The organism is Rhizobium sp. BIGb0125 (genome assembly GCF_024810055.1).
Classification (GTDB): Bacteria; Pseudomonadota; Alphaproteobacteria; order Rhizobiales; family Rhizobiaceae; genus Agrobacterium.
Genome location: NZ_JANUDV010000010.1, coordinates 37,629 through 57,292 on the forward strand (window position 1 = coordinate 37,629; position 19,664 = coordinate 57,292).

At 56.0% G+C, this 19,664-nt stretch carries 13 protein-coding genes and 2 tRNA genes; 2 read left to right on the forward strand and 13 right to left on the reverse strand.

Features of this window, described 5'->3' with window-relative positions:
• Positions 1-70: 70 nt before the first annotated feature.
• From M2418_RS23125 to M2418_RS23175, 11 genes are all read right to left on the reverse strand, one after another.
• On the reverse strand, positions 71-769 hold the full coding sequence (locus M2418_RS23125) for an orotate phosphoribosyltransferase (protein ID WP_192491453.1): 699 nt from the start codon (positions 767-769) through the stop codon (positions 71-73).
• Positions 770-825: 56 nt separating this feature from the next.
• Entirely contained in the window at positions 826-1,863 is a 1,038-nt protein-coding gene (gene pyrC, locus M2418_RS23130) for a dihydroorotase (protein ID WP_259149367.1), read from the reverse strand.
• Between the two features lie 134 nt (positions 1,864-1,997).
• Positions 1,998-3,035 carry a 4-hydroxyproline epimerase gene (locus M2418_RS23135; protein ID WP_259149369.1) on the reverse strand — a complete coding sequence of 346 codons (1,038 nt, stop codon included), beginning with the start codon at positions 3,033-3,035 and terminating at the stop codon, positions 1,998-2,000.
• Positions 3,036-3,168: 133 nt separating this feature from the next.
• Positions 3,169-4,491: an alpha/beta hydrolase gene (locus M2418_RS23140; protein WP_259149507.1), complete on the reverse strand. Its 1,323-nt coding sequence runs from the start codon at positions 4,489-4,491 to the stop codon at positions 3,169-3,171.
• 127 nt (positions 4,492-4,618) lie between these two features.
• On the reverse strand, positions 4,619-6,115 hold the full coding sequence (locus tag M2418_RS23145) for an acetyl-CoA hydrolase/transferase family protein (protein WP_259149370.1): 1,497 nt from the start codon (positions 6,113-6,115) through the stop codon (positions 4,619-4,621).
• Positions 6,116-6,331: 216 nt separating this feature from the next.
• Positions 6,332-8,410 (reverse strand): penicillin-binding protein 1C, encoded by a 2,079-nt coding sequence (gene pbpC / locus M2418_RS23150; RefSeq protein WP_259149371.1) that lies wholly within the window; start codon positions 8,408-8,410, stop codon positions 6,332-6,334.
• 28 nt (positions 8,411-8,438) lie between these two features.
• A complete protein-coding gene (locus M2418_RS23155) occupies positions 8,439-13,892 on the reverse strand; it encodes an alpha-2-macroglobulin family protein (protein ID WP_259149373.1) in 5,454 nt (1,817 codons plus the stop codon).
• 139 nt (positions 13,893-14,031) lie between these two features.
• On the reverse strand, positions 14,032-14,220 hold the full coding sequence (locus M2418_RS23160; RefSeq protein WP_192491458.1) for a Trm112 family protein: 189 nt from the start codon (positions 14,218-14,220) through the stop codon (positions 14,032-14,034).
• Positions 14,221-14,232: 12 nt separating this feature from the next.
• Positions 14,233-14,907, reverse strand: a complete 675-nt coding sequence (locus M2418_RS23165; protein ID WP_259149377.1) for an LON peptidase substrate-binding domain-containing protein — start codon at positions 14,905-14,907, stop codon at positions 14,233-14,235.
• A gap of 107 nt (positions 14,908-15,014) precedes the next feature.
• Positions 15,015-15,983: a thioredoxin gene (gene trxA, locus M2418_RS23170; RefSeq protein WP_259149379.1), complete on the reverse strand. Its 969-nt coding sequence runs from the start codon at positions 15,981-15,983 to the stop codon at positions 15,015-15,017.
• A 76-nt stretch (positions 15,984-16,059) separates the two neighbouring features.
• A complete protein-coding gene (locus M2418_RS23175; protein WP_259149381.1) occupies positions 16,060-16,569 on the reverse strand; it encodes a prolyl-tRNA synthetase associated domain-containing protein in 510 nt (169 codons plus the stop codon).
• A gap of 261 nt (positions 16,570-16,830) precedes the next feature.
• Here M2418_RS23175 and M2418_RS23180 point away from each other — a divergent pair.
• Positions 16,831-16,905 (forward strand) — tRNA-Gly (locus M2418_RS23180).
• A 242-nt stretch (positions 16,906-17,147) separates the two neighbouring features.
• Positions 17,148-17,222: transfer RNA gene (locus M2418_RS23185), tRNA-Gly, on the forward strand.
• A 60-nt stretch (positions 17,223-17,282) separates the two neighbouring features.
• On the opposite strand, the gene M2418_RS23190 is transcribed toward M2418_RS23185, so the two are convergent.
• Positions 17,283-18,065, reverse strand: a complete 783-nt coding sequence (locus tag M2418_RS23190; protein WP_259149508.1) for an endonuclease/exonuclease/phosphatase family protein — start codon at positions 18,063-18,065, stop codon at positions 17,283-17,285.
• A 71-nt stretch (positions 18,066-18,136) separates the two neighbouring features.
• Positions 18,137-19,597, reverse strand: a complete 1,461-nt coding sequence (locus M2418_RS23195) for a phospholipase D-like domain-containing protein (protein ID WP_250985592.1) — start codon at positions 19,595-19,597, stop codon at positions 18,137-18,139.
• Between the last annotated feature and the right edge of the window lie 67 nt (positions 19,598-19,664).

The window sequence follows — 19,664 nt, forward strand, 5'->3', positions numbered from 1 at the left end:
TATGAAAAATGAATCTGAAAATTCTTTGCGCTTTAAATCGATTTAACCGATGTTACGCAGAAAAACCAGATCAGGACGTTGGCAATTCGCTGACACCACCGTTGCGGCCAGACCAGGCCAGCGGCGCATCCAGAAACGCTTCTACCTCAGCCAAAGTATTGTCATCGAACAGCTTGTCAGCCTTGGCAACGGCCAGCACATCGCGCCATGTGGCGATGTAGTGCAGCTTGACATTACCGGCTGCAAAACGCTGTTCCGCTTCCGGGAAAATGCCGTAATAAAAAAGCGCAATGCCATGATCAACGATGCCACCGGCCGCACGGATTGCATCAATGAAGGTAAACATCGAACCACCGGCTGTCGTCAGGTCTTCAATGACCAGAACACGCGAACCTTCAGGCATGTTGCCCTCGATCTGCGCATTACGGCCATGGCCCTTTGGCTTCTTGCGGCAGTAAATCATTGGCAGCGAAAGACGCTCGGACAGGAAAGCGGCAAAGGGAATGCCAGCCGTTTCACCACCGGCAACACAGTCGAACTTTTCAAAACCTGCGTCGCGCATCACAGTTGCCGCGGCAAAATCCATCGCCGTTGAGCGAATGCGCGGATAGGAAATCAGCTTGCGCATGTCGATGTAAACAGGGCTCGCCATGCCGGACGCGAACTTGTACGGCTGGTCAGCAGAAAAATGCACAGCCTTGATTTCCCAGAGCATTTTGGCGACGATTTCTGCCATGACGGCGCGATCTGTAAAGTTGGCATGGATCATCTGGCTCTCCTTGGGCGTCTTTGGCTTTTCAAAATTCAGTAAATGGGTGTTGCGGCTTAGGCCACATCCCAATGCAATGGGAACATTGGGTCAAACACCGTCACGATGCCGGCACCGGTTTCCCGCTTGGTTGGGAAGGCAACGGGCTGATCACGCTTGACCAGCGTGATCGTCTCATCATTTGGGGCAAGGCCATACCATGCCGGACCGTTGAGAGACGTGAAGGCCTCCAGCTTATCGAGTGCATTGTCCTGTTCAAACACATGCGCAAGGCAGCTCATGGTGTTGATCGAGGTGTAGACGCCGGCGCAACCACAGGCGCATTCCTTCAACGGATCGATATGCGGTGCGGAATCCGTGCCGAGGAAGAAACGTGCGTCGCCGGATGTTGCCGCAGCGCGCAGCGCAAGACGGTGTTCTTCACGCTTGGCAACCGGTAGGCAATAATAATGCGGCTTGATACCGCCGACCAGAATGGCGTTGCGGTTGATGATCAGGTGGTGCGTGGTGATCGAACCGGCGAGATTGGCCTTGGAGGATTTGATGTAATCCACGCCATCTTTTGTGGTGACATGTTCCATCGTCACTTTCAGCTCTGGCAAACGCTTGCGCAGCGGTTCGAGAACCGTTTCGATAAACACGGCCTCGCGGTCGAAAATATCGACCTCAGGCGTTGTCACTTCACCATGCACGCAAAGCGGCAGACCGATCTTGGCCATACGCTCCAGAACAGGCATGGCCTTGTCCATGTCACGCACGCCGCCGTGGGAATTTGTGGTGGCACCGGCGGGATAAAGCTTCACGGCGGTGATCAGGCCGCTGTTTTTACCGGCTTCAACATCATCCGCTTCGGTGTGTTCGGTCAGATAAAGCGTCATCAGCGGCTGGAACTTATGGCCAGCCGGTATAGCCTTGACGATGCGGTCCTTATAGGCCTGCGCATCCTCGGTCGTGACAACAGGCGGCACGAGGTTTGGCATGATGATCGCACGTGCGAAATCTTTGGACGTATCACCGATCACGCCTTCGAGCATGGCGCCATCGCGCAAATGCAGGTGCCAGTCATCAGGGCGGCGAAGGGTGATCGAATTCATCGTGCGGACCTCGGGTGCTGTATGGAATGCGGCAACCGCTTAACATCTTTTGCACCGGGGATACAGCCGCTGAACGGGTTTCAGCGGCTGTAAATGCATTTTTTCCGGCAGGAAGAACCGATCTGAGACCGGCTTTAGATACCGCCTGCCTCTGGTCCCCAGACATCGGTCATCGCAAATCCGTCCGCCAGCGGATCAAACGGGTCCAGACCCACCTGGTGCAGGCCGAATGTAAATCCACGACCGGCAATGGTCGGGATGACAGCCGGGCGACCGGCAACTTTAGTCAGCGCCGACAAGCCCACCTCAAATTCCGAGCCAATGATCGAACGCGATGTGTATTCGTCACCGAGTTTGACCTTGCCGCGCGCATAAAGCGTTGCGAGATTGGCCGAGTTGCCAGTACCGCATGGCGAACGGTCAGCACGCCCCGGCCACATGGTGGTGCAGGTGCGGATGGAGCCATCCGCATCCACATCGCGGAACATCACATAGGCAACACCTGAGATCGCCGGGATTTCGGGATGAACCACAGGCACTGCCCGGTTGACGATATCTTTCAGCACCATACCCGCCGCCACCAACTTGGCTGCGTTCGCCTTGTCGATGGTCAAGCCGATCTGCCGCACATCCACCAGCGCGTAAAAAATGCCGCCATAAGCGATATCCATCGTCACCCGGCCCCAGTCCGGTGTGTCGATGCTGACATCAAGCTCATGAACAAAAGACGGCACCATGGTCAGCTTGACCTTTTCACAGCGCCCGTCGCGGCAGGTGGCGGTTGCCTTGACGAGGCCAGCAGCCGTTTCAAGAATGATCACCGTTTCCGGCTCTTTCATCTCCACCATGCCGCTTTCCAGCAGCGCCGTTGTGGCGCAGATGGAGTTCGACCCGGAACTGGCATGGGCCTGATCCGGCTGCAGGATCACAAAGGCCGCATGGGCGTCCGGATGTTTCGGCGGCAGCAACAGATTGACCGAGCCCATTGGCGTGCCACGAGGTTCAAGCGTCAGGAAGCGCCGAAGCTCGGTACCTTTCGGATCGGTATTCATCCAGTGAAGCTGTTCAGCAATGCTGTCGCCAGGGATTTTCGGCGCACCACCCACGACGACGCGACCGATTTCGCCTTCACAATGCACATCGAGAAGCTGAAGTGTGCGTTTCCAACGCATGATATTCTCTCCGAAAATCAACCAAGACGAACAATGCCGCCGTTCACATGACGCGACCTAACCTTAAGCAATACTCAACTGCATGCAGTTTGTATATTGAATAATTGTGTTTCCCGGCGACAGTTTTGCGCGGTCAGCGTCGATTACAGACGGCACGATCGCGATTGACGGAAAGATCGCAATTCACGCCGGACGAACCCATTGCCGACTCGTTGACCACACTGCCGGCCGTATCCCCAACCGAACCAATTGTGTTGCCAAGCGAACGACCGAAGCGTTCAACCTGCTGACCGTAATTGTCGCGTGTGCGTGGATCAAACACAGCAATCGGAGCACTGACCACCACGCTGGCCGCCGTGCCAACGGTTTGCGCTGCGCCAATTCCAACGGCGCCAATTGCCTCACCAAGGCCAACATCAGAATCCGTCACTGTCTGTCCGGCAATCAACCGGTCGCCAATCAACCGCACGACTTCGGGGCTTTCGGCAAATTTACCGTGATTGAGATTGTCTCCTGACTTCAGCTTGGTGAGATCGAGAACCGTAATGCCGGCCTTTTCAAGCTGTGAAGCATAGGGCTCAACCGTTGGATCAATCTGTCCAAGGCGATCGACGTTACCGGAGATGCGGCGAGATAGGGTCAAGGCCCGGTCGTCCTGCGACACGAACAACGTGAACTTCGGCGGCGTCTTGCCGAGTGCCGTGTACTGTCGGCTGAATACGTCCACATCCAGATCAGGTGCAGCAAGAATGACATTTTTGATCTTCGGATTCACGCGACCATTGCGAATGGCCATCTGCCGCAGCGATTCCACCGCAAGCCAGGTGCCCATCGAATGGGCCATCACGGTGATCTCACCAACAGACGTGTCCTTGGCAAGGCGGGTCAGCATTTCCTCCAACGCGTCGCGCGAATAGTTGGTGCTTTCCTTGTCGTAATTATAATCGAAGATGCTGGCGCGGGATGGCCAGGTAAACACCACTGGCACCACGTCCGTACCGGAATCATGCACGATCTGCGCAAATCGATAGACCGATTCCTCGTAGCGGTTGTTGAAACCATGCACGAAGACCAAAACGCGGCGGTCCTTGGAAAGGTGCTTCTTCACCCACGAAAAACCGGCTGCCTCACCGATGATCGGCTCGATCGAAACCGTTGTAAAATCCTTGATCGGGTTGGGTGGCAATTTCTTTGGCCACTGCACCTGCCCGACCTTGCGATTGGCTTCAGGTGGAATGGAGACAGTCACAGCGTCGATCTTGAGGCCGGTGCCACGCTCTCCGCCAAACAGGATTGCGGTATTATCAGAGGGAGCACGGGTCGTCGCAACGAGAAGATTGACTTCAGACGTGCCCGGTACGGTCGTTCCGGTTGGGGTCATCACGCCGATTGGACGCCCACCACAGCCGGTCAGCACGGCAAATACCATAAACACTGCCGCACATTTTGTGCGCATTCCAAAGGGCATAGATTCATTCTCCCCGAACCATGGAGCCTTCGTCAAAACAGCATCCGGCCGGGTCCCTTCTATAGCAAAGCCCAATGAAGCGGAATTGCTTTTTACAATCCCGCATTTTTGTTGATCAGGCAGAAGACAACATGGTGCCCTTTTCCCGCAGTGCCGTGTGCCAGGAGAATGCTTCTTCGAGGATATGCGGTGTATGCCCACCACGTTTTACAGCCCGCTCATAATAATCTGCCAACTGGTCGCGGTAGAGCGGATGCACGCAGTTGCGAATAATCACCGGCGCACGCTCACGCGGCGCAAGTCCACGCAAGTCAGCGATGCCCACTTCCGTCACCAGAATATCCACATCATGTTCGGTGTGGTCGACATGACTTACCATCGGCACAACGCTGGAAATCGAACCATTCTTGGCAATAGACTTGGTGACAAAGATCGACATGTACGCGTTGCGGGCAAAGTCCCCGGAACCACCAATGCCGTTCATCATATTGGTGCCGCCAACATGGGTGGAGTTCACATTGCCGTAAATATCGAATTCCAGTGCCGTGTTGATGCCAATAATCCCCAGACGGCGAATAACCTCCGGGTGGTTGCTGACCTCCTGCGGACGCAGGATTAACCGGGACTTATAGTCCATCAGGCGCGGCATAACCTTTTCGTTCATCTCTCCCGACAGGGTGATTGAAGAACCGGATGCAAAGGTCAGCTTGCCACTGTCAAACAATTCAAAGGTCGAGTCCTGCAGAACCTCGGAATACATTTTTAGGTCATGGAACGGTGTGTCGATAAAACCGTGCATCACCGCATTGGCAATCGTACCGATACCGGCCTGCAGCGGCTGCAGTTCATAGCCCATGCGACCCTGCTTCACCTCGTTGAGCAGGAAGTCCGAAAGATGGGAGGCAATCGCCTTGGTATCGTCATCGGGTGGCAGAACGGTCGAGAAGCTGTCTTCCTTTTCCGTGACAACGATAGCAGCAATCTTTTCCGGCGGAACCGGAATATAGGGCAGACCAACGCGGCTATCCGGCGTCACCACCGGGATGGGCATGCGGGTAGGTCGACGTGCCGGAATGAAAATGTCATGCAGCCCTTCCAGAATGACCGACTGCGACAGGTTGATTTCAACGATGATCTTGTCCGCCAGAATGGCAAAACTTGCCGAGTTACCAACCGATGTAGTTGGCACGATGCCACCTTCGGAAGTAATTGCCACCGCCTCGATAATGGCAACATCAACGCCGTGGATCTGGCCCGAACGCAGTTGCTCAACGGTTTCCGACAGGTGTTGATCGATGAACATCACTTCACCGGCATTGATGGCCTTGCGAAGCGCCGGATCGGACTGGAAAGGCATGCGCCGCGCCAGCATATGGGCTTCGACCATGGTCTTGTCGAGATCATTGCCAAGTGATGCCCCGGTCATCAGCGTAATGGAGAGTGGGCTTTTCTTCGCCCGTTCCGCCAATGCCAGCGGCACGGCCTTGGCCTCGCCAGCACGGGTAAAGCCACTCATACCAACGGTCATGCCGTCGTTGATGAGCAAAGCAGCCTCGTCCGCACTGACCACCCTGTCGAGAAGGCTGGCGTTGCGAATACGATCCTGAAGCATGAAACTCTCCTAAAAACGCACTTATGTCATCGTCCCGACGACAATATATTGCACTGCAACAGACATCGCGCATAGTTCGCACCAGCGCAACTTGGCAATAAGTATGGGATAGTTTTAGCCACTCAGAACTGATCCATGTCAAAAAACAAGCAAGATCGCAGATAATAGCTACGCCATTAAAACCACGCTATAACGTATGCGAGACTTCGGACAGCGCTAATCTACAAAGACGCGCACGCTGGACGCACGCCCATCCGCGTCGATGACAGTCAGCGTCGAATAACCGGCACCGTCCGGCAGCCATTGGCTGGTGCGCTTGCGCGACAGGTCGCGAATGGGTTTGCCATTTGCCAGCCAGCGAAACGGCGCCCGACCACCCTGCATCTTCAAAACCAGCGGCGACATGTCACCTCCCTGCACGGAAAGTTCCACCTTTGCCCCCTCGGGTGGGTAGACGATATGCGGCGCAGCTTCACGGGTTGAAGCGGTCACAAGCCCGCTTGATGTCACACTGAAACGACGTTGTGCAGCAGGAAGATCCTGTGCGGCCAGCCGCACCGCACCTGTGGGTGCCGATGGCAAGGGTGTGATCGCCACGCCAGATTTTTCAAAGGCTTCAAACAGAATTGGTGCAGCAGAGGCATATCCCGCAATGCCCGCCACAGCGCCGTTATCGGCACGGCCAACCCAGACGCCAATGACGTGGCGGCCGTCATACCCCACCGACCACGCGTCACGATAACCGTAACTGGTTCCGGTTTTGTAAGCGATGCCGCGCTGCTTCATGCCAAGCGGCGGCAGAACACTGGCCAGTATATCGCTGACATTCCACACCGCGACCGTATCCAGCATTGTCGATGTCTGTTGCGCCTGGGGCTGCGATCGAACGCCGTCGCCGAGAGCGACCGGCACTCCACGATTAGCAAGAGCGGCATAAAGCTGAACCAGATCAACCAACGAAACACCGGCCCCACCAAGCGCAATGGCAAGTCCCGGCGCCTCGCCTGCTGGCAGCGACAATGACACGCCCGCCCTTCGGAAACGCACCATCAGAGCAGCCGGGCTAACCGCATCCAGCAACTTCACCGCAGGCACATTGAGAGAAAGCTGCAAAGCTTGGCGGATGCTGACGTCACCCTGGTAACTCATGTCGAAATTACGCGGGCGATAGCCGTAAAAATCGGAAGGCCGGTCTTCAATCAGCGTTTCCTGCGCTGCCACGCCATCTTCAAATGCAAGGCCGTAGATAAACGGCTTGAGTGTAGAGCCAGGCGAACGCACTGCCCGCGTCATATCCACCCAGCCGCGTCTCGCCGTGTCGGTATAATCGGAAGAACCGATTTCCGCGAGAATGTCTCCAGTGCGGCTGTCAGCCATCACGATCGCCACCGAGACTTTTGACCCGAGCTTTTCAGCTGCACGTTTTGCCAGCGCCTCCAGCTCTCTTTGAACAGACAGCGACAAAGTGGTTGAGATTTCGCCGGCATCAGGCGTTTTCCGTCTGGCAACCTCCGCCAGATGCGGTGCAAAGGCCGGCAGCTCCATTCGTCGTGAGGGTACCATTGAAAGCGATGCGCGGGCGGCTTCACCATCGCCTAACACATCGGCAACGGCAAGGCGCGACAACACCCGCTCCCGGGCGGCCTTTGCTGCCTCAGGAAAACGGTCTGGTCGTCGCCTTTCAGGCAGTTGCGGCAATGACACTAACAAAGCAGCTTCTGCCGTTGAGAGGCGTTTCGGCTCCTTGCCAAACCATGCGAGGCTTGCAGCACGGACCCCCTCAAGATTGCCGCCATAGGGTGCAAGATTGAGGTAGAGGTCAAGGATTTCCGCCTTGCCCAGGCGTCGTTCGATCTGTACCGCGCGCGCTGCCTGCAAGAATTTCGCAGAAAAGGAGCGGTCCGTGCGCGGCTCGATCAATCGGGCCACCTGCATGGACAGTGTGGAAGCACCGGAGACGATCCGCCCATTTGAGACCAGCTGCCAGCCCGCCCGCATCAACGCCCATGGGTCAATACCGGCATGTTGCCAGAAACGCTGGTCCTCATAAGCAACCAGCATTTTCAGAAACTGCGGGTCAACATCGTTAGCCGTCGTCTTCAACCGCCAGCGCCCGTCAGTCGTGGCAAAGGCGCGCAGCAACTGGCCATTTGCGTCCTTCACTTCGAATGAGCGGCTCAACGCGGCATCAAGCGGCGGCGGATAGGCCTTATCAAGAGCATCCAGCGTATAGGCGGCGCCGATGGTCAGAATACTGACCAGGGCAACCGCTATAGCTGTCTTTTTCCACCGCATGCTTTTGATCCGCATCATGGCGAAAGCCTTATTCGGCCTTCACCACCGACATGCGGCCAGTTGCTGTGCGGGCGGAGAACTGCGGACGATACATGTCTTCCACATTTGCCGCCGGATGATCGTAGGTACCGGGTGTGACCGCACGCACCACATAGGCCAGTGAAATTTCCGAATTGTCACCGGCCGAGCGATCAAATGCCGCCACGAAACGATCGCTGCGGAATTCGGTGTGTGCGGCCTCGACCTCGCCAATCCATTCGAAATTGGAAAGCTGCGCGCTATCCACAAGGCTTGGATTGTCGATTTCAAAACCGGCTGGCAAGAGGTCGGTAATCAGGATGCGCGACTGCCAGTCATGCTGCGGCATGACATTGAGCACCACCACATAACGTTCGTTCTGCACGGCCTCGCTGATGTTCACCTCTTCGCCATCAAGCGAATAGTAGGCCCGGGAAATCGTGAACCCATCGCCACCGGCCGCAAGCGGCGAGGCCGGCGCGGCAACCGTGGTGACCGTTGCCGTGACTGGATCGGAAGAGGCATTCGAGATGGTCAGCGGCTTGTGCAGCAACTCGTCGCCCGTCATCTGTTTGCCAAATCCACCGGTCGACATTTCGCCGTTCACATCAAGGCGAATGTCCTTGTCTTCGCCCTTAAGCGCGCGGGCAGCCAGCAGCATCCACGCCTGTTCCTGCGTGCTGGTGTAGGTCTTGTTTTCCCATTCCTTGGCAACACTGGTGGCCAGTTGCGGCACAACAGGCGGCACCGGACGGCTTTCTGCCGCCAGTGCCAGAGAGGCCGCACCATCACGCAGTGCCGACCCGTAATCGGCGCGGGCAAGGCTGACATTGGCGGAGTTGGCCGCCATGCCTAGTGAGGATGCAAAGACCGATTGCGAGCGATTATTATCGCCATAAAGCGAAAGTGCTGCAGCGATCTGTGCCTTGGCCAGAGGTGTCGGGAATTCGCCAAGCGCCGTATCTGCAAAGTAGCGCAGGTCGTTGATCGCGGCCTTCTTGTTGCGGGCCAGCACATAGAGTGCATAGGCGATTTCATTGCCACGATCCCGGACATTGTTGTCAATCGCCAGGCCGTTTTGCAGGTTGGTCAAAGCCTGAACCATCGCCTGCTCCGGAACCTCATAGGACTGTTCGCGGGCACGGGTCAGGAAGTCGGTGATATAGGCATCCAGCCAAAGGTCACCATAGCCGGGCGACCAGAGGCCGAAACTGCCCGAACTCGACTGGAAGGACAGCACGCGGAAAATCGCATCCTGTACGCGCTTCTTGATCTCAGGGTCTTGCGAAAGAGCAGTGTCGCTTGTCATTTCAGACAGATAGAGCAGCGGCAATGCACGGCTGGTCGTTTGCTCGGCACATCCGTAAGGATATTTGTCGAGCATCATCACCAGTGCCGGAACATCGAAAGCTGCCGAGCGGCTGACATTGACCGCAACCGATGCACCAAGCAGCATGCTGTCAGCCAGCAGGTCACCGTTCACAGTCAGGCTGCTATTGGGAGCAATACGAATGTTGCGTCGTGTGGTCACAGGCAGGGCAGATGGCCGCACCGGAATGTTCAACTCCTGTTCAAGAGCTGCACCCGTCGCATCCGCCAACCGTATCGTCACTTCGGCATTGCCGGGCATTTCGCCTGTTAACGGCAAGGTCAGATCCGCTTTGCCACCTGTCGCCAAAGTCAGGGTCTGCTGCACCAGTCCTTCACCCACTGTCGCAGCAGTGTTGCTGGAGACCGTCAGTGTGTAATCGCCAGCGCGACCATCAGTATTGGCAATGTCCAGCCGCAACTGGGCCTCGTCACCGGGGCTCAGGAATTTAGGCGCACTGGCGGTAATCACCACCGGATCACGAATGACGACATCAGACACCGCATGTCCAACCCCGGTCTTGGAATAGGCAACAGCCATAACCCGAGCAGTGCCGTTAAACTGCGGAATATCGAAGGTGATAACGGCCTTGCCTTCACCATCCAGTTTTACCGGACCGGCAAAAAACGCCACCAGCTTTTCGGTCGGAGGGCTACCCTGTAGGGCAACCTGCCCGCCATCACCACCGGTGCGCAACCGGCCGGTCGCACCCAGCGAACCGTCAATCAATCGTCCATAAATATCGCGGATTTCAAGTCCCAGACTGCGCTGGCCAAAATACCAGTCATCCGGCTTTGGCGGCTGGTAACGTGTCAGGTTCAATATCCCGACATCGACAGCAGCAACCATCACATAGGCGTCTTCGTCCGCACCGGCTCCCGTCACCTGTACGGGGATTTCCAGCGGCTGACGGGGTAGCGTCTTTTCCGGCAGGGTCAGCGAGACATTCAGCTTGCGCTCAGCCGGGTCAACGGCCAACCATTTGATACCGATGGCACGCATCGGCATGCGGCTTTCCTGCGCATCACCAGGGCGGAACAGTGTGGCGGTCACATAGGCACCCGCACCCCAGTCCTCGGTAACAGGAATGTCCACTTCACCGCCGTTTTCTCCAATCGAGACATTCTGGACGGCAATCAACGCTTCCGAACCAGCAGTGACCATTAGCTCACCCGCAAATTTCGAAGAAATCTGCAGCTTGGCAGTTTCGCCAACCGTGTAGCGTTCCTTGTCCAGTGCTATTTCCAGGCCATCAGGCGTTTCCGTTGAGCTTGCCTCCACGAACCAGCCAGCATCAAACTCAACGCTGGACGTCGGGCCATCATTCTGGGCAGTTTCCACTTCCAGACGGTAACGACCCCAATTGACAGGCACGGAAATCTGCCCGCCATTGGCGTCAACGGACACCGTTCCGGTTTCCATCTGACGGGTAAACACGACCGGCTCATAACGCCAGGAATTACCCTGACGATACCACTGGTAATTCCGTTCAACCTTGATCAGCTTCCATGTCAGGCCGCTCATAGCTTGTTTTGCACCATCTGCCGAAACGCCAATGATGTGGAAACGACCAACCGAATTCTCAGCAAGATCACCGGAAAATTCTGGCTTGATACCAATCATCGAACCTTCAGACTTGACCGGCAACGTCAGGCTGCGCTCGACAGCACGGCCACCAGCCTCACGCATCCGCACAATGACATTGGCATTGAGAAGCTGCGTGGTCGACGGAATTTCACTCAACGTCACCGGGAAGGTCGCCTTGCCATCATCATCCAGCACGGGAAGTTCTTCCAGCGGCATGCGGCTTTCTTCCTGGCTTTCCTCGTCAGCGAGACCAAAGAAATAACCGGGGAAAGCATCGCTGTTGCGGGTCGGTTTGAGGGCAACTTCGCCTTCAAGCTCAAGACCGGCGGCTGGCGCACCGTAAAGATAACGACCATCGACAGTAACATCAGCTTCCGCACCGGGCACGATTTCCTTCACCGAGCTGGAAAGCTCGAACTCGGTCCGATCAGGCACAAAATCGTCCACCAAGAACGATGTTTCGCTGAGCGATGACGCCTTTGGATCGGTATAGACCCTCATTGTCCAGGTGCCACGCATTGCGGTGGCCTGCGTTTCAAACTGCAGCGCGTGTCCACCAAGCGCCCGGCCATCACTGACCACGCGACGATCCTCAACGCCGTCAGGGCGCGAGAACACGAAGGTTAGCGGCAGATTTTCAATGGCGTTACCTTCAATGTCACGGGCAAGCGCAACAGCATTGACGGTTTCACCAGCACGGTAAATTCCGCGCTCCGTCCAGCTCATCACATCGATAGCACCGGGGGCTGCACGTCCTGTCACACCGCGATCAGAAAGATCAAAACCGGCGCGCGTCATATCAAGGAAAACGTAATCGCTGTCGCCATTACGGGCGGTAATGACTGCCGGTGCCTGTGCTGCCGTTCCGCGGATCAGACCGGCGGCAAAGGTCGCGCGACCTTCTGCATCACTCGTTGCGGTCGCCAGAACTTCGTTGTTCTTGGCCAGCAATTGCAGTTCCACGCCTTCCAATGGCTTGGCGGTGCTGAGTGCACGCACGAAGACATTCAGGCCATCCGTTCCGGCATAGGTCGTTACGCCGGTATCCGACACCAGGAACCATTGGGTTGCGCGTGAATCCCAGTTTTCCGGCGCAGTGCCAGGCGGTACAGCAGTCAGAACATAGATGCCAGGCTTACGCTCAGGCAGCGCTTCATCCACCGGGAAGCTCGTAACCACATCCTTGTTCAACTCAGGCTGAATGACGATATCGCCCTGCCACACCAGTTCACCAATTTCGTTTTCGATACGGTCTGAACTATAGCCATCCATCTGGGTGAGAAACTGCGAATTGGCCAGCAATGGCGCAATGTTGCGATCACCGACGCGGTAGAGTTTCAGAGATGCGCTTTCGATGTTGACGGACACCAGCGGCACACCACGGCGTGCAGTGCCCGGCAATACGAAACTGTCACCGGTAAAACGCACCGAGGCCGAACGGTCACGGACGTAAATGTCGAGATCGACCTGCTTTTCCAGCGGCTCTTCCACGGACGATGGCAAACCGGCACGCAAAGCAAGTTTGTAGCGCTGGCCATGGGTCAGACCTTCCACGCAAATTTCGCTGCCCTTGGCTTCCATAGCCTTTGGCGACGTACCATCCAGCGTCACGAAAGGCGCATAATCGACACCGGCTTTCAACAGCGGTTCGGAGAACTGCACGCAGGCACGCGGCGATGCGCTGTCGGTATCAACGGTGTTGCCGATAACCCTAAAGCCCTGGCGGGTGCGCAGGTCTACATAGGCAGCGCGAATAGCTCCATCATCGACGAGTGCAAGACGCGCCTTGTAGGTGTTGAGGGCAGCACGGTAATTCTGCGTTTTTTCAAACGCTCGCGCTAACGCATCCAGCGCGTCGGTTCTGGCACTTGAGGTACGGCTCAGCTCATAGGCATTGAGCGCAGCAGACGCAGCCTGTCCGGCAATCGAATAATTGTTATCGACGCGGGCAGCGGTCGCAGACAATTGCGCCCACACCGTACCGTTGTCAGGTTCCAGTGACAGGGCAGCCTTAAAGAAATCAACCGCTTGCGGAATATTTCCCGCGCCGCTTTGCATATTGGCATTGCCAAGCAGGGCATCAAAACCCATTGCCTCCTGTTCGTCCGTCGCCGTCAGGCTGGACTTGAGGCGCCGTGCCTCCTGAACCAGATCGTCGGAAATGAACGACAATCGCTTGGGCGCACCGATATCCGGTTCATTGGACACTTCCACGACTTTGCCAGCCACAGCGCCCGGGAAAGCGTTCAACTGGTTGAAGTCCGATTTGAGGAAGCACCATTGCACCTTGGGATTATAGGTAAATGCCTTGCAGGACGCGTCATCAAGGCACGTCGTCTTGCACTCATCTAGTGAAACATTTTGCTCGGTACGCAGGTCAAAACCGAAATAATCGCCATTTTGCGTGGTGACTATTTTACGGTCTGCCTGTTGAGCATTGGAGGGCAGCGTTGCAAAAACCGTTGCAGCAACCACGAAGGAACCGCGAAGCAAGGCGCGCAAGGACATCTGTTCTCTCCCCGACAGATTTTTATATTCGATTGTGTTCAAATTCCTTTTGGCTTGTCAACGCAGCCAAAACAAGCCTCAGAATTTATGGCTGAAATCCATAACGCCGACATGACGATGTTATGCGGCAGCTGGAAGGCTAATCTTCCAGCTTGCGGGCTTCAGAAACCAGCATGATCGGAATTCCGTCGCGAATGGGATAGGCAAGGCGCCCGCTCTCGGAAACCAGCTCGTTTTTCTCGCGGCTATAGGACAGCGTGCCCTTGGTCAGCGGGCAGACCAGAAGCTCAAGCATCTTCGGGTCAACCCGGCTCATTTTTTCATGCATGCAACATCACCTTCATTGCAAAACATTACCGCCATCGCTGCGCCCCTGCGCCAGTACGATTTCGGTAATCGCAATCAGCGTTTCCGCGCGTGAACGAAGATCCGGCGCCTCAAGCAGTGCCTGCTTTTCCGCAGGCCCGAAAGGTGACATCATCGACAGGGAGTTGACCAAAATACGGTTTCCGGCCCGCTCGACACTTTCCCAGTCGGCTTCCAACTGGTTGGCATCCAGAAAATCACGAAACACTCGCAACAAACTATCCCGGTCAACGGCGCTCTCGTCATCGTCTCCGGTAAGGTCCGTCAGCAAAGGCGCGTGTTTGAAAACCCGGTAGGGTTTGGAGCAGGCCACTTCGTCGATCAGCCGGAAACGGCACACGCCCGTCAGGGTCACCAGATAACGACCGTCACCGCTTTCGGTAAACGACGTGATACGGCCAAGGCAGCCGATCTGGCTTAAAACGGGCGTATTGACATCGTAATTATTCGCCTCTGTCAGCGATGGTTGCACTATGCCGATCAACCGTTCCGCCGCCATCGCCGCATCAAACATCGTCAGATAACGCGGTTCGAAAATGTTCAGCGGAAGATTGCCACCGGGCAGCAAAAGTGCGCCGGACAACGGAAAAACCGGAACGGTGGCGGGCAGATCACTGCCCTTCACATATCTCGCATTTCCCACTTGCATCAGGATCATCCCTCAGCGTGAAAGCCACAACAGGCCAGATACACTAAAGCACCAAATGTGGTGTTTTTGCGCAAAAACGCAAGCCTTTGTCAGCGATCAGACCCGGTTCAGGAGAATAGAACGGCAGAAAGTTTACGCCGTGCTGCAACCGTTGCCGGGTCCTTGAAGCCCCATGCATCGAAAAACTCGAGCAGCAGACGGCGCGCGCCATCATCATCAAAAGTGCGGTCCTTGCGCATCACCAGCAGCAGGTGATCTGCCGCCTCGTCACGCTTGCCCTGCACATTGAGGATCTTTGCCAGTTTCACCCGTGCTTCGTGGTTGTCGACGTTCAGTGCAAGCTCATGTTCCAGCGCTGTCGGATCGCCCAGCTTGCGGGCTTCTTCATACTGCGCCAGTTTTTTCTGAACAGCCTGAATACCTGCATCTTCGGCAATTTCCGGCGGCAGCGACGACAGCAACTGGCTGGCGCGGTCCTGTTGGCCAACCGCAATCATGCACTCAGCGATACCGGCGATCGCACCGGCATTATCAGGTGCAGCCTGCATCACAGCGCCAAAAAGCTGGGCCGCCTGATCGTACTGACCATCCGCCAACAACTGGCGTGCTTCAGCCAGTGCAGCGTCAATCTCGGCTGCAGGGTCATCGCCTGCCGGTCCTGCAATCTTGTCGATGAACTCGCGGATCTGGCTTTCAGGCACAGCACCCATGAAGCCATCTACCGGGCGACCGTCCGCAAAGGCGACGATTGCCGGTATGGACTGAATGCCGAGCTGGCCAGGAATGGACGGATGATCATCGATGTTCAGCTTGACCAGCTTCACGCGGCCGGCCGATTCGTTGATGACCTTTTCCAGCACCGGTGTTAGCTGTTTGCACGGTCCACACCATGGCGCCCAGAAATCCACCAGAACAGGCTGGCGACGTGATTCTTCAAGCACATCCTTGGTAAAACCTGCCGTGGTGGTGTCCTTGATGAAACCGCCCTCACCAGCACCGTTAGCGGCACCATATTGGGCCGATGCGCTCATTTGCGCACCAAAAGAACCGCCATAGGGGTTGTCCATTCCGCTCATCGTCGTCTCCAGTTCTTGAAGCCAGCACAGGCTGCACTGTCGTGCGCCAAAGCATTATCGTGGCAAAGATCGTATGTCACTCGCTCACTTTCAAGACAAGCGGTGTGTGACCGGTCGCCTCGAGAAAACGCAACACGTCTTTGGACGTCAAAGTTGTGGTTGCATCATTGGAAAGCGGATGGCCGTTAATCAGCTCGTTTTCCATCAGCGCTTCATCCAGCACAAAGGTCACTGCATTACCGGTATCGTTGATCGCACCAAACACCGTGACCGAACCCGGCACCACACCCAGATACTCCAGCATCTTTTCCGGTTTGCCAAAAGAGACCTTGCTCGCCGCACCGATCGCCTTGTGCACAGTCTTCAAATCAACCACCGCATTTTCTTCGACGGTCAGGACAAAATACTGGTCCTTCTTGTCCTTCACGAACAGATTTTTGGTGTGGCCACCAGGAATGAGGTCACGCAAAGACTGCGATTCGGCCACGGTAAACACCGGTTCATGGCTCGTTGTCTTATGGGAAATGCCCAGATTATCGAAGAATTCGAACAGGGCTTCTGGCGTTTTAGGGGCCGGATTTGTCATGTCATCGCTTCTCTGCTGTCACTCGATCTGAAATAGCCGTCAGAGGGTTTTAAGCGGCAAAATCAAGTCACGCAATGGCATCCACAAAACAAACCCCTAAAATTTCCATTTACTTTCAATAACTTGAGTGACGAATGCATTTTTTCTCGCTCTTTTTGTCATTTCCCTGTTGCATTTGAAAATCGATTGAGCGATATAGCCCCCGTCGCCGCAACGCAGCGACCCACGGCTCAGCGACTACCCCGGGCCTTGGATTTTTGAGCGGGTGTAGCTCAGGGGTAGAGCACAACCTTGCCAAGGTTGGGGTCGAGGGTTCAAATCCCTTCGCCCGCTCCAAATCTCCTAAAAAGAGATAAATGCTCAAAACCGCCGCAAGGCGGTTTTTGCATTTCTGGCCTATTGTTTTTCAATTTCTTTGCCGCCTTCCCACTGAATATGCGCCTTCAACAGCAGAAAACTAAATGCATCACGAAATGTATTGAGTATTGCATTTGAAATTCGATTGAGCGATATAGCCGTCGTCGCCGCAACGCAGCGACCCACGGCTCAGCGAACTACCCCGGGCCTTGGATTTTTGAGCGGGTGTAGCTCAGGGGTAGAGCACAACCTTGCCAAGGTTGGGGTCGAGGGTTCAAATCCCTTCGCCCGCTCCAAATCTCCCAAAAGGAGATAAATTCTCAAAACCGCCGAAAGGCGGTTTTTGCATTTCTGGCCTATGGTTTGTCAGTTTCCTTAACACCGTCCCACTGAATATGCGCCTTCAGCGGCAGGTGGTCAGAGGCGACGCGTGCCAGCGCCGAATCATGCACAGTCACCGAACCAATTAATTCTTTGCGGTTGGCGATGATTCGATCCAGTGCCAAGACCGGCAGGTTGGAAGGAAAGCTCGGCACGGCGGGCGGCAAAAAACCAAATGCATCACGAAATGTATTGAGTGACGATCCCTTTCCAAGCCGCCACTCATTAAGATCGCCCATCAGAATGGTTGGCAGGCCCTCACGTTCGCCCAAAAGCTCCAGCAATGCCCTCGCCTGTTGCGCTCTCGAATGGCGCAAAAGCCCGAAATGCGCAGCAATCACCCGTAGCGCGCCACCACGCTTCAATTCAAGTTCAGTGACCAGCGCACCGCGTGGCTCAAGACCGGGCAGTTTTACCGTGTGCACATCCCGGATTTTGCCTTCCTTGAACAGCAGCACGTTACCATGCCAGCCATGCGCCTTGCCTGCCGGTGCAATGGGCACGGCGACCAAGCCATTTTCGCGCTCCAGCCTCGCCAGATCGAGCAGGCCACGTCGTTCGCCGAAGCGGGTATCGGCTTCTTGGAGGGCAATAATGTCGGCTCCGATTTCCTGAATGACGCGACTGGTTCGCTCAGGGTCAAAACGGCCGTCCCGGCCAACGCACTTATGAACATTATAAGAGGCGATCACCGGCTGTGATGTGTCCATCAACACGCCGTGCTCCTGACGGCGCCGCCGATTCTTGATGGATGCCATTAGTGCGGCTTGCAGGCTCTCCGTCTTGGTCTTTTCCCTGATACGATTCACGAAATGCCGTTCTCCCGCAATTACAGATAAGGTGAGGCCAGCCACAGAACCCGCTCGGTAAAGCGGACCAGAAACGGACGTGCACGTAACGCATCAAGGCTGACCGCGGTTGCGTTCTGGCGAGCCGTCTCCATGCGTTCAGCGATCTGGCGGGCGAAGGCTTCATCCAGCACTTCGATATCGATCTCAAAATTCAACCGCAGCGAGCGCGGGTCAAGGTTCGAAGAACCGACATAGGACCAGCGGTCGTCAATCACCATCAGCTTGGAGTGGTTGAAGGCACCTTCGGCGCGCCAGATACGGCAATAGTTCCTCAAAAGCTGGTCAAACTGCGCCGTCATGGCGTGGTCCACCAGCTTGAGATTGTTGCTGGCCGGCACAATCACATCCACCTGCACGCCGCGCCGCGCGGCCGTGATGATCGACGAGATCAACTCACGGTCAGGCAGGAAATAGGGCGACATGATCAGGATAGAGGAGCGGGCGACTGAGAACGCCCCCATCAGCATCTTGTGGCTGGTTTCGATACTCTTGTCAGGACCCGATGATGCAATACGCGCCATCAACGGAGAGCCCGGTTCGGCATCCGGCAGCACGATGTCCCACACAGGGCCGTCGAGAAGCTCGTCGGTGGTAAAACGCCAGTCCTCGGCAGCAATGGTAAACAGGTCGGCGACGATTGGTCCCGTTACCTTGAAATGTGTGTCGAGCGCGAAATCCTTGCCGGCAAATTCTCCGGTGAAACCTTCTCGTATGTTCATGCCGCCGGTAAAACAGAACTGCCCATCGACAACCAGGATCTTGCGGTGTGTGCGCAGATTGGCATAGGGCAGCCTCAATCCCATCACCACCTGACCGTTGAACACGTCAGTGGTAACACCTTCTCGCTGCAGATGACCGACGATACTTGGCACGGAATAACGGGCACCCACGGCATCCACCAGTACCCGCACCTCAACGCCGCGTTTTTTTGCCTGTGACAGCGCCTCGACAAACCGCAGGCCAATACGGTCATGGTCGAAAATATAGGTTTCCAGAATGACGCTGCGTTGCGCGGCATGGATGGCATCCAGCATCGCCTTGTAGGCCGCGTCACCAGTTTCCAGCGGCGTTATGCTGTTGCCGGACGTCATCGCATGGCGGGTCACGCGGTCGGCCAGCGTCTTCATTGCCGCAAAACGACGTCCAAACAGCCGGGTGACAGTCTCGCCATCGACGTCATATTGCACAACGCGGTCCATGATACCGCCCTGCACCAGGGAGCGATGCTGAATGATGGAGCTGCGCCTTATGCGATTGATGCCGACAATAAAATAGATGACTGCACCAACGATAGGCGACAGAACGATCACACCGACCCACCCGACGGCGGAGCGAACCTCTTCTTTGGTCATCGTGGCGTGGACGGCAGCGATCGTTCCCAGGACCACGGAAAGAACGGCAAGAATATGCGGCCAATAGGTCACGAACAGATCGAGCATTCATTGAATATAATACGGTTGTTGCGGCACGCAATGCGTGCCGCAATCAAAGGCTGTACTATCGCCG

Bases quoted from the DNA above. Each gene is read 5' to 3' on its own strand.
- M2418_RS23125 (WP_192491453.1), bottom strand. From the start codon at position 769: ATGATCCATGCCAACTTTACAGATCGCGCCGTCATGGCAGAAATCGTC.
- pyrC (WP_259149367.1), bottom strand. From the start codon at position 1,863: ATGAATTCGATCACCCTTCGCCGCCCTGATGACTGGCACCTGCATTTG.
- M2418_RS23135 (WP_259149369.1), bottom strand. From the start codon at position 3,035: ATGCGTTGGAAACGCACACTTCAGCTTCTCGATGTGCATTGTGAAGGC.
- M2418_RS23140 (WP_259149507.1), bottom strand. From the start codon at position 4,491: ATGCGCACAAAATGTGCGGCAGTGTTTATGGTATTTGCCGTGCTGACC.
- M2418_RS23145 (WP_259149370.1), bottom strand. From the start codon at position 6,115: ATGCTTCAGGATCGTATTCGCAACGCCAGCCTTCTCGACAGGGTGGTC.
- pbpC (WP_259149371.1), bottom strand. From the start codon at position 8,410: ATGCGGTGGAAAAAGACAGCTATAGCGGTTGCCCTGGTCAGTATTCTG.
- M2418_RS23155 (WP_259149373.1), bottom strand. From the start codon at position 13,892: ATGTCCTTGCGCGCCTTGCTTCGCGGTTCCTTCGTGGTTGCTGCAACG.
- M2418_RS23160 (WP_192491458.1), bottom strand. From the start codon at position 14,220: ATGCATGAAAAAATGAGCCGGGTTGACCCGAAGATGCTTGAGCTTCTG.
- M2418_RS23165 (WP_259149377.1), bottom strand. From the start codon at position 14,907: ATGCAAGTGGGAAATGCGAGATATGTGAAGGGCAGTGATCTGCCCGCC.
- trxA (WP_259149379.1), bottom strand. From the start codon at position 15,983: ATGAGCGGAATGGACAACCCCTATGGCGGTTCTTTTGGTGCGCAAATG.
- M2418_RS23175 (WP_259149381.1), bottom strand. From the start codon at position 16,569: ATGACAAATCCGGCCCCTAAAACGCCAGAAGCCCTGTTCGAATTCTTC.
- M2418_RS23190 (WP_259149508.1), bottom strand. From the start codon at position 18,065: ATGGCATCCATCAAGAATCGGCGGCGCCGTCAGGAGCACGGCGTGTTG.
- M2418_RS23195 (WP_250985592.1), bottom strand. From the start codon at position 19,597: ATGCTCGATCTGTTCGTGACCTATTGGCCGCATATTCTTGCCGTTCTT.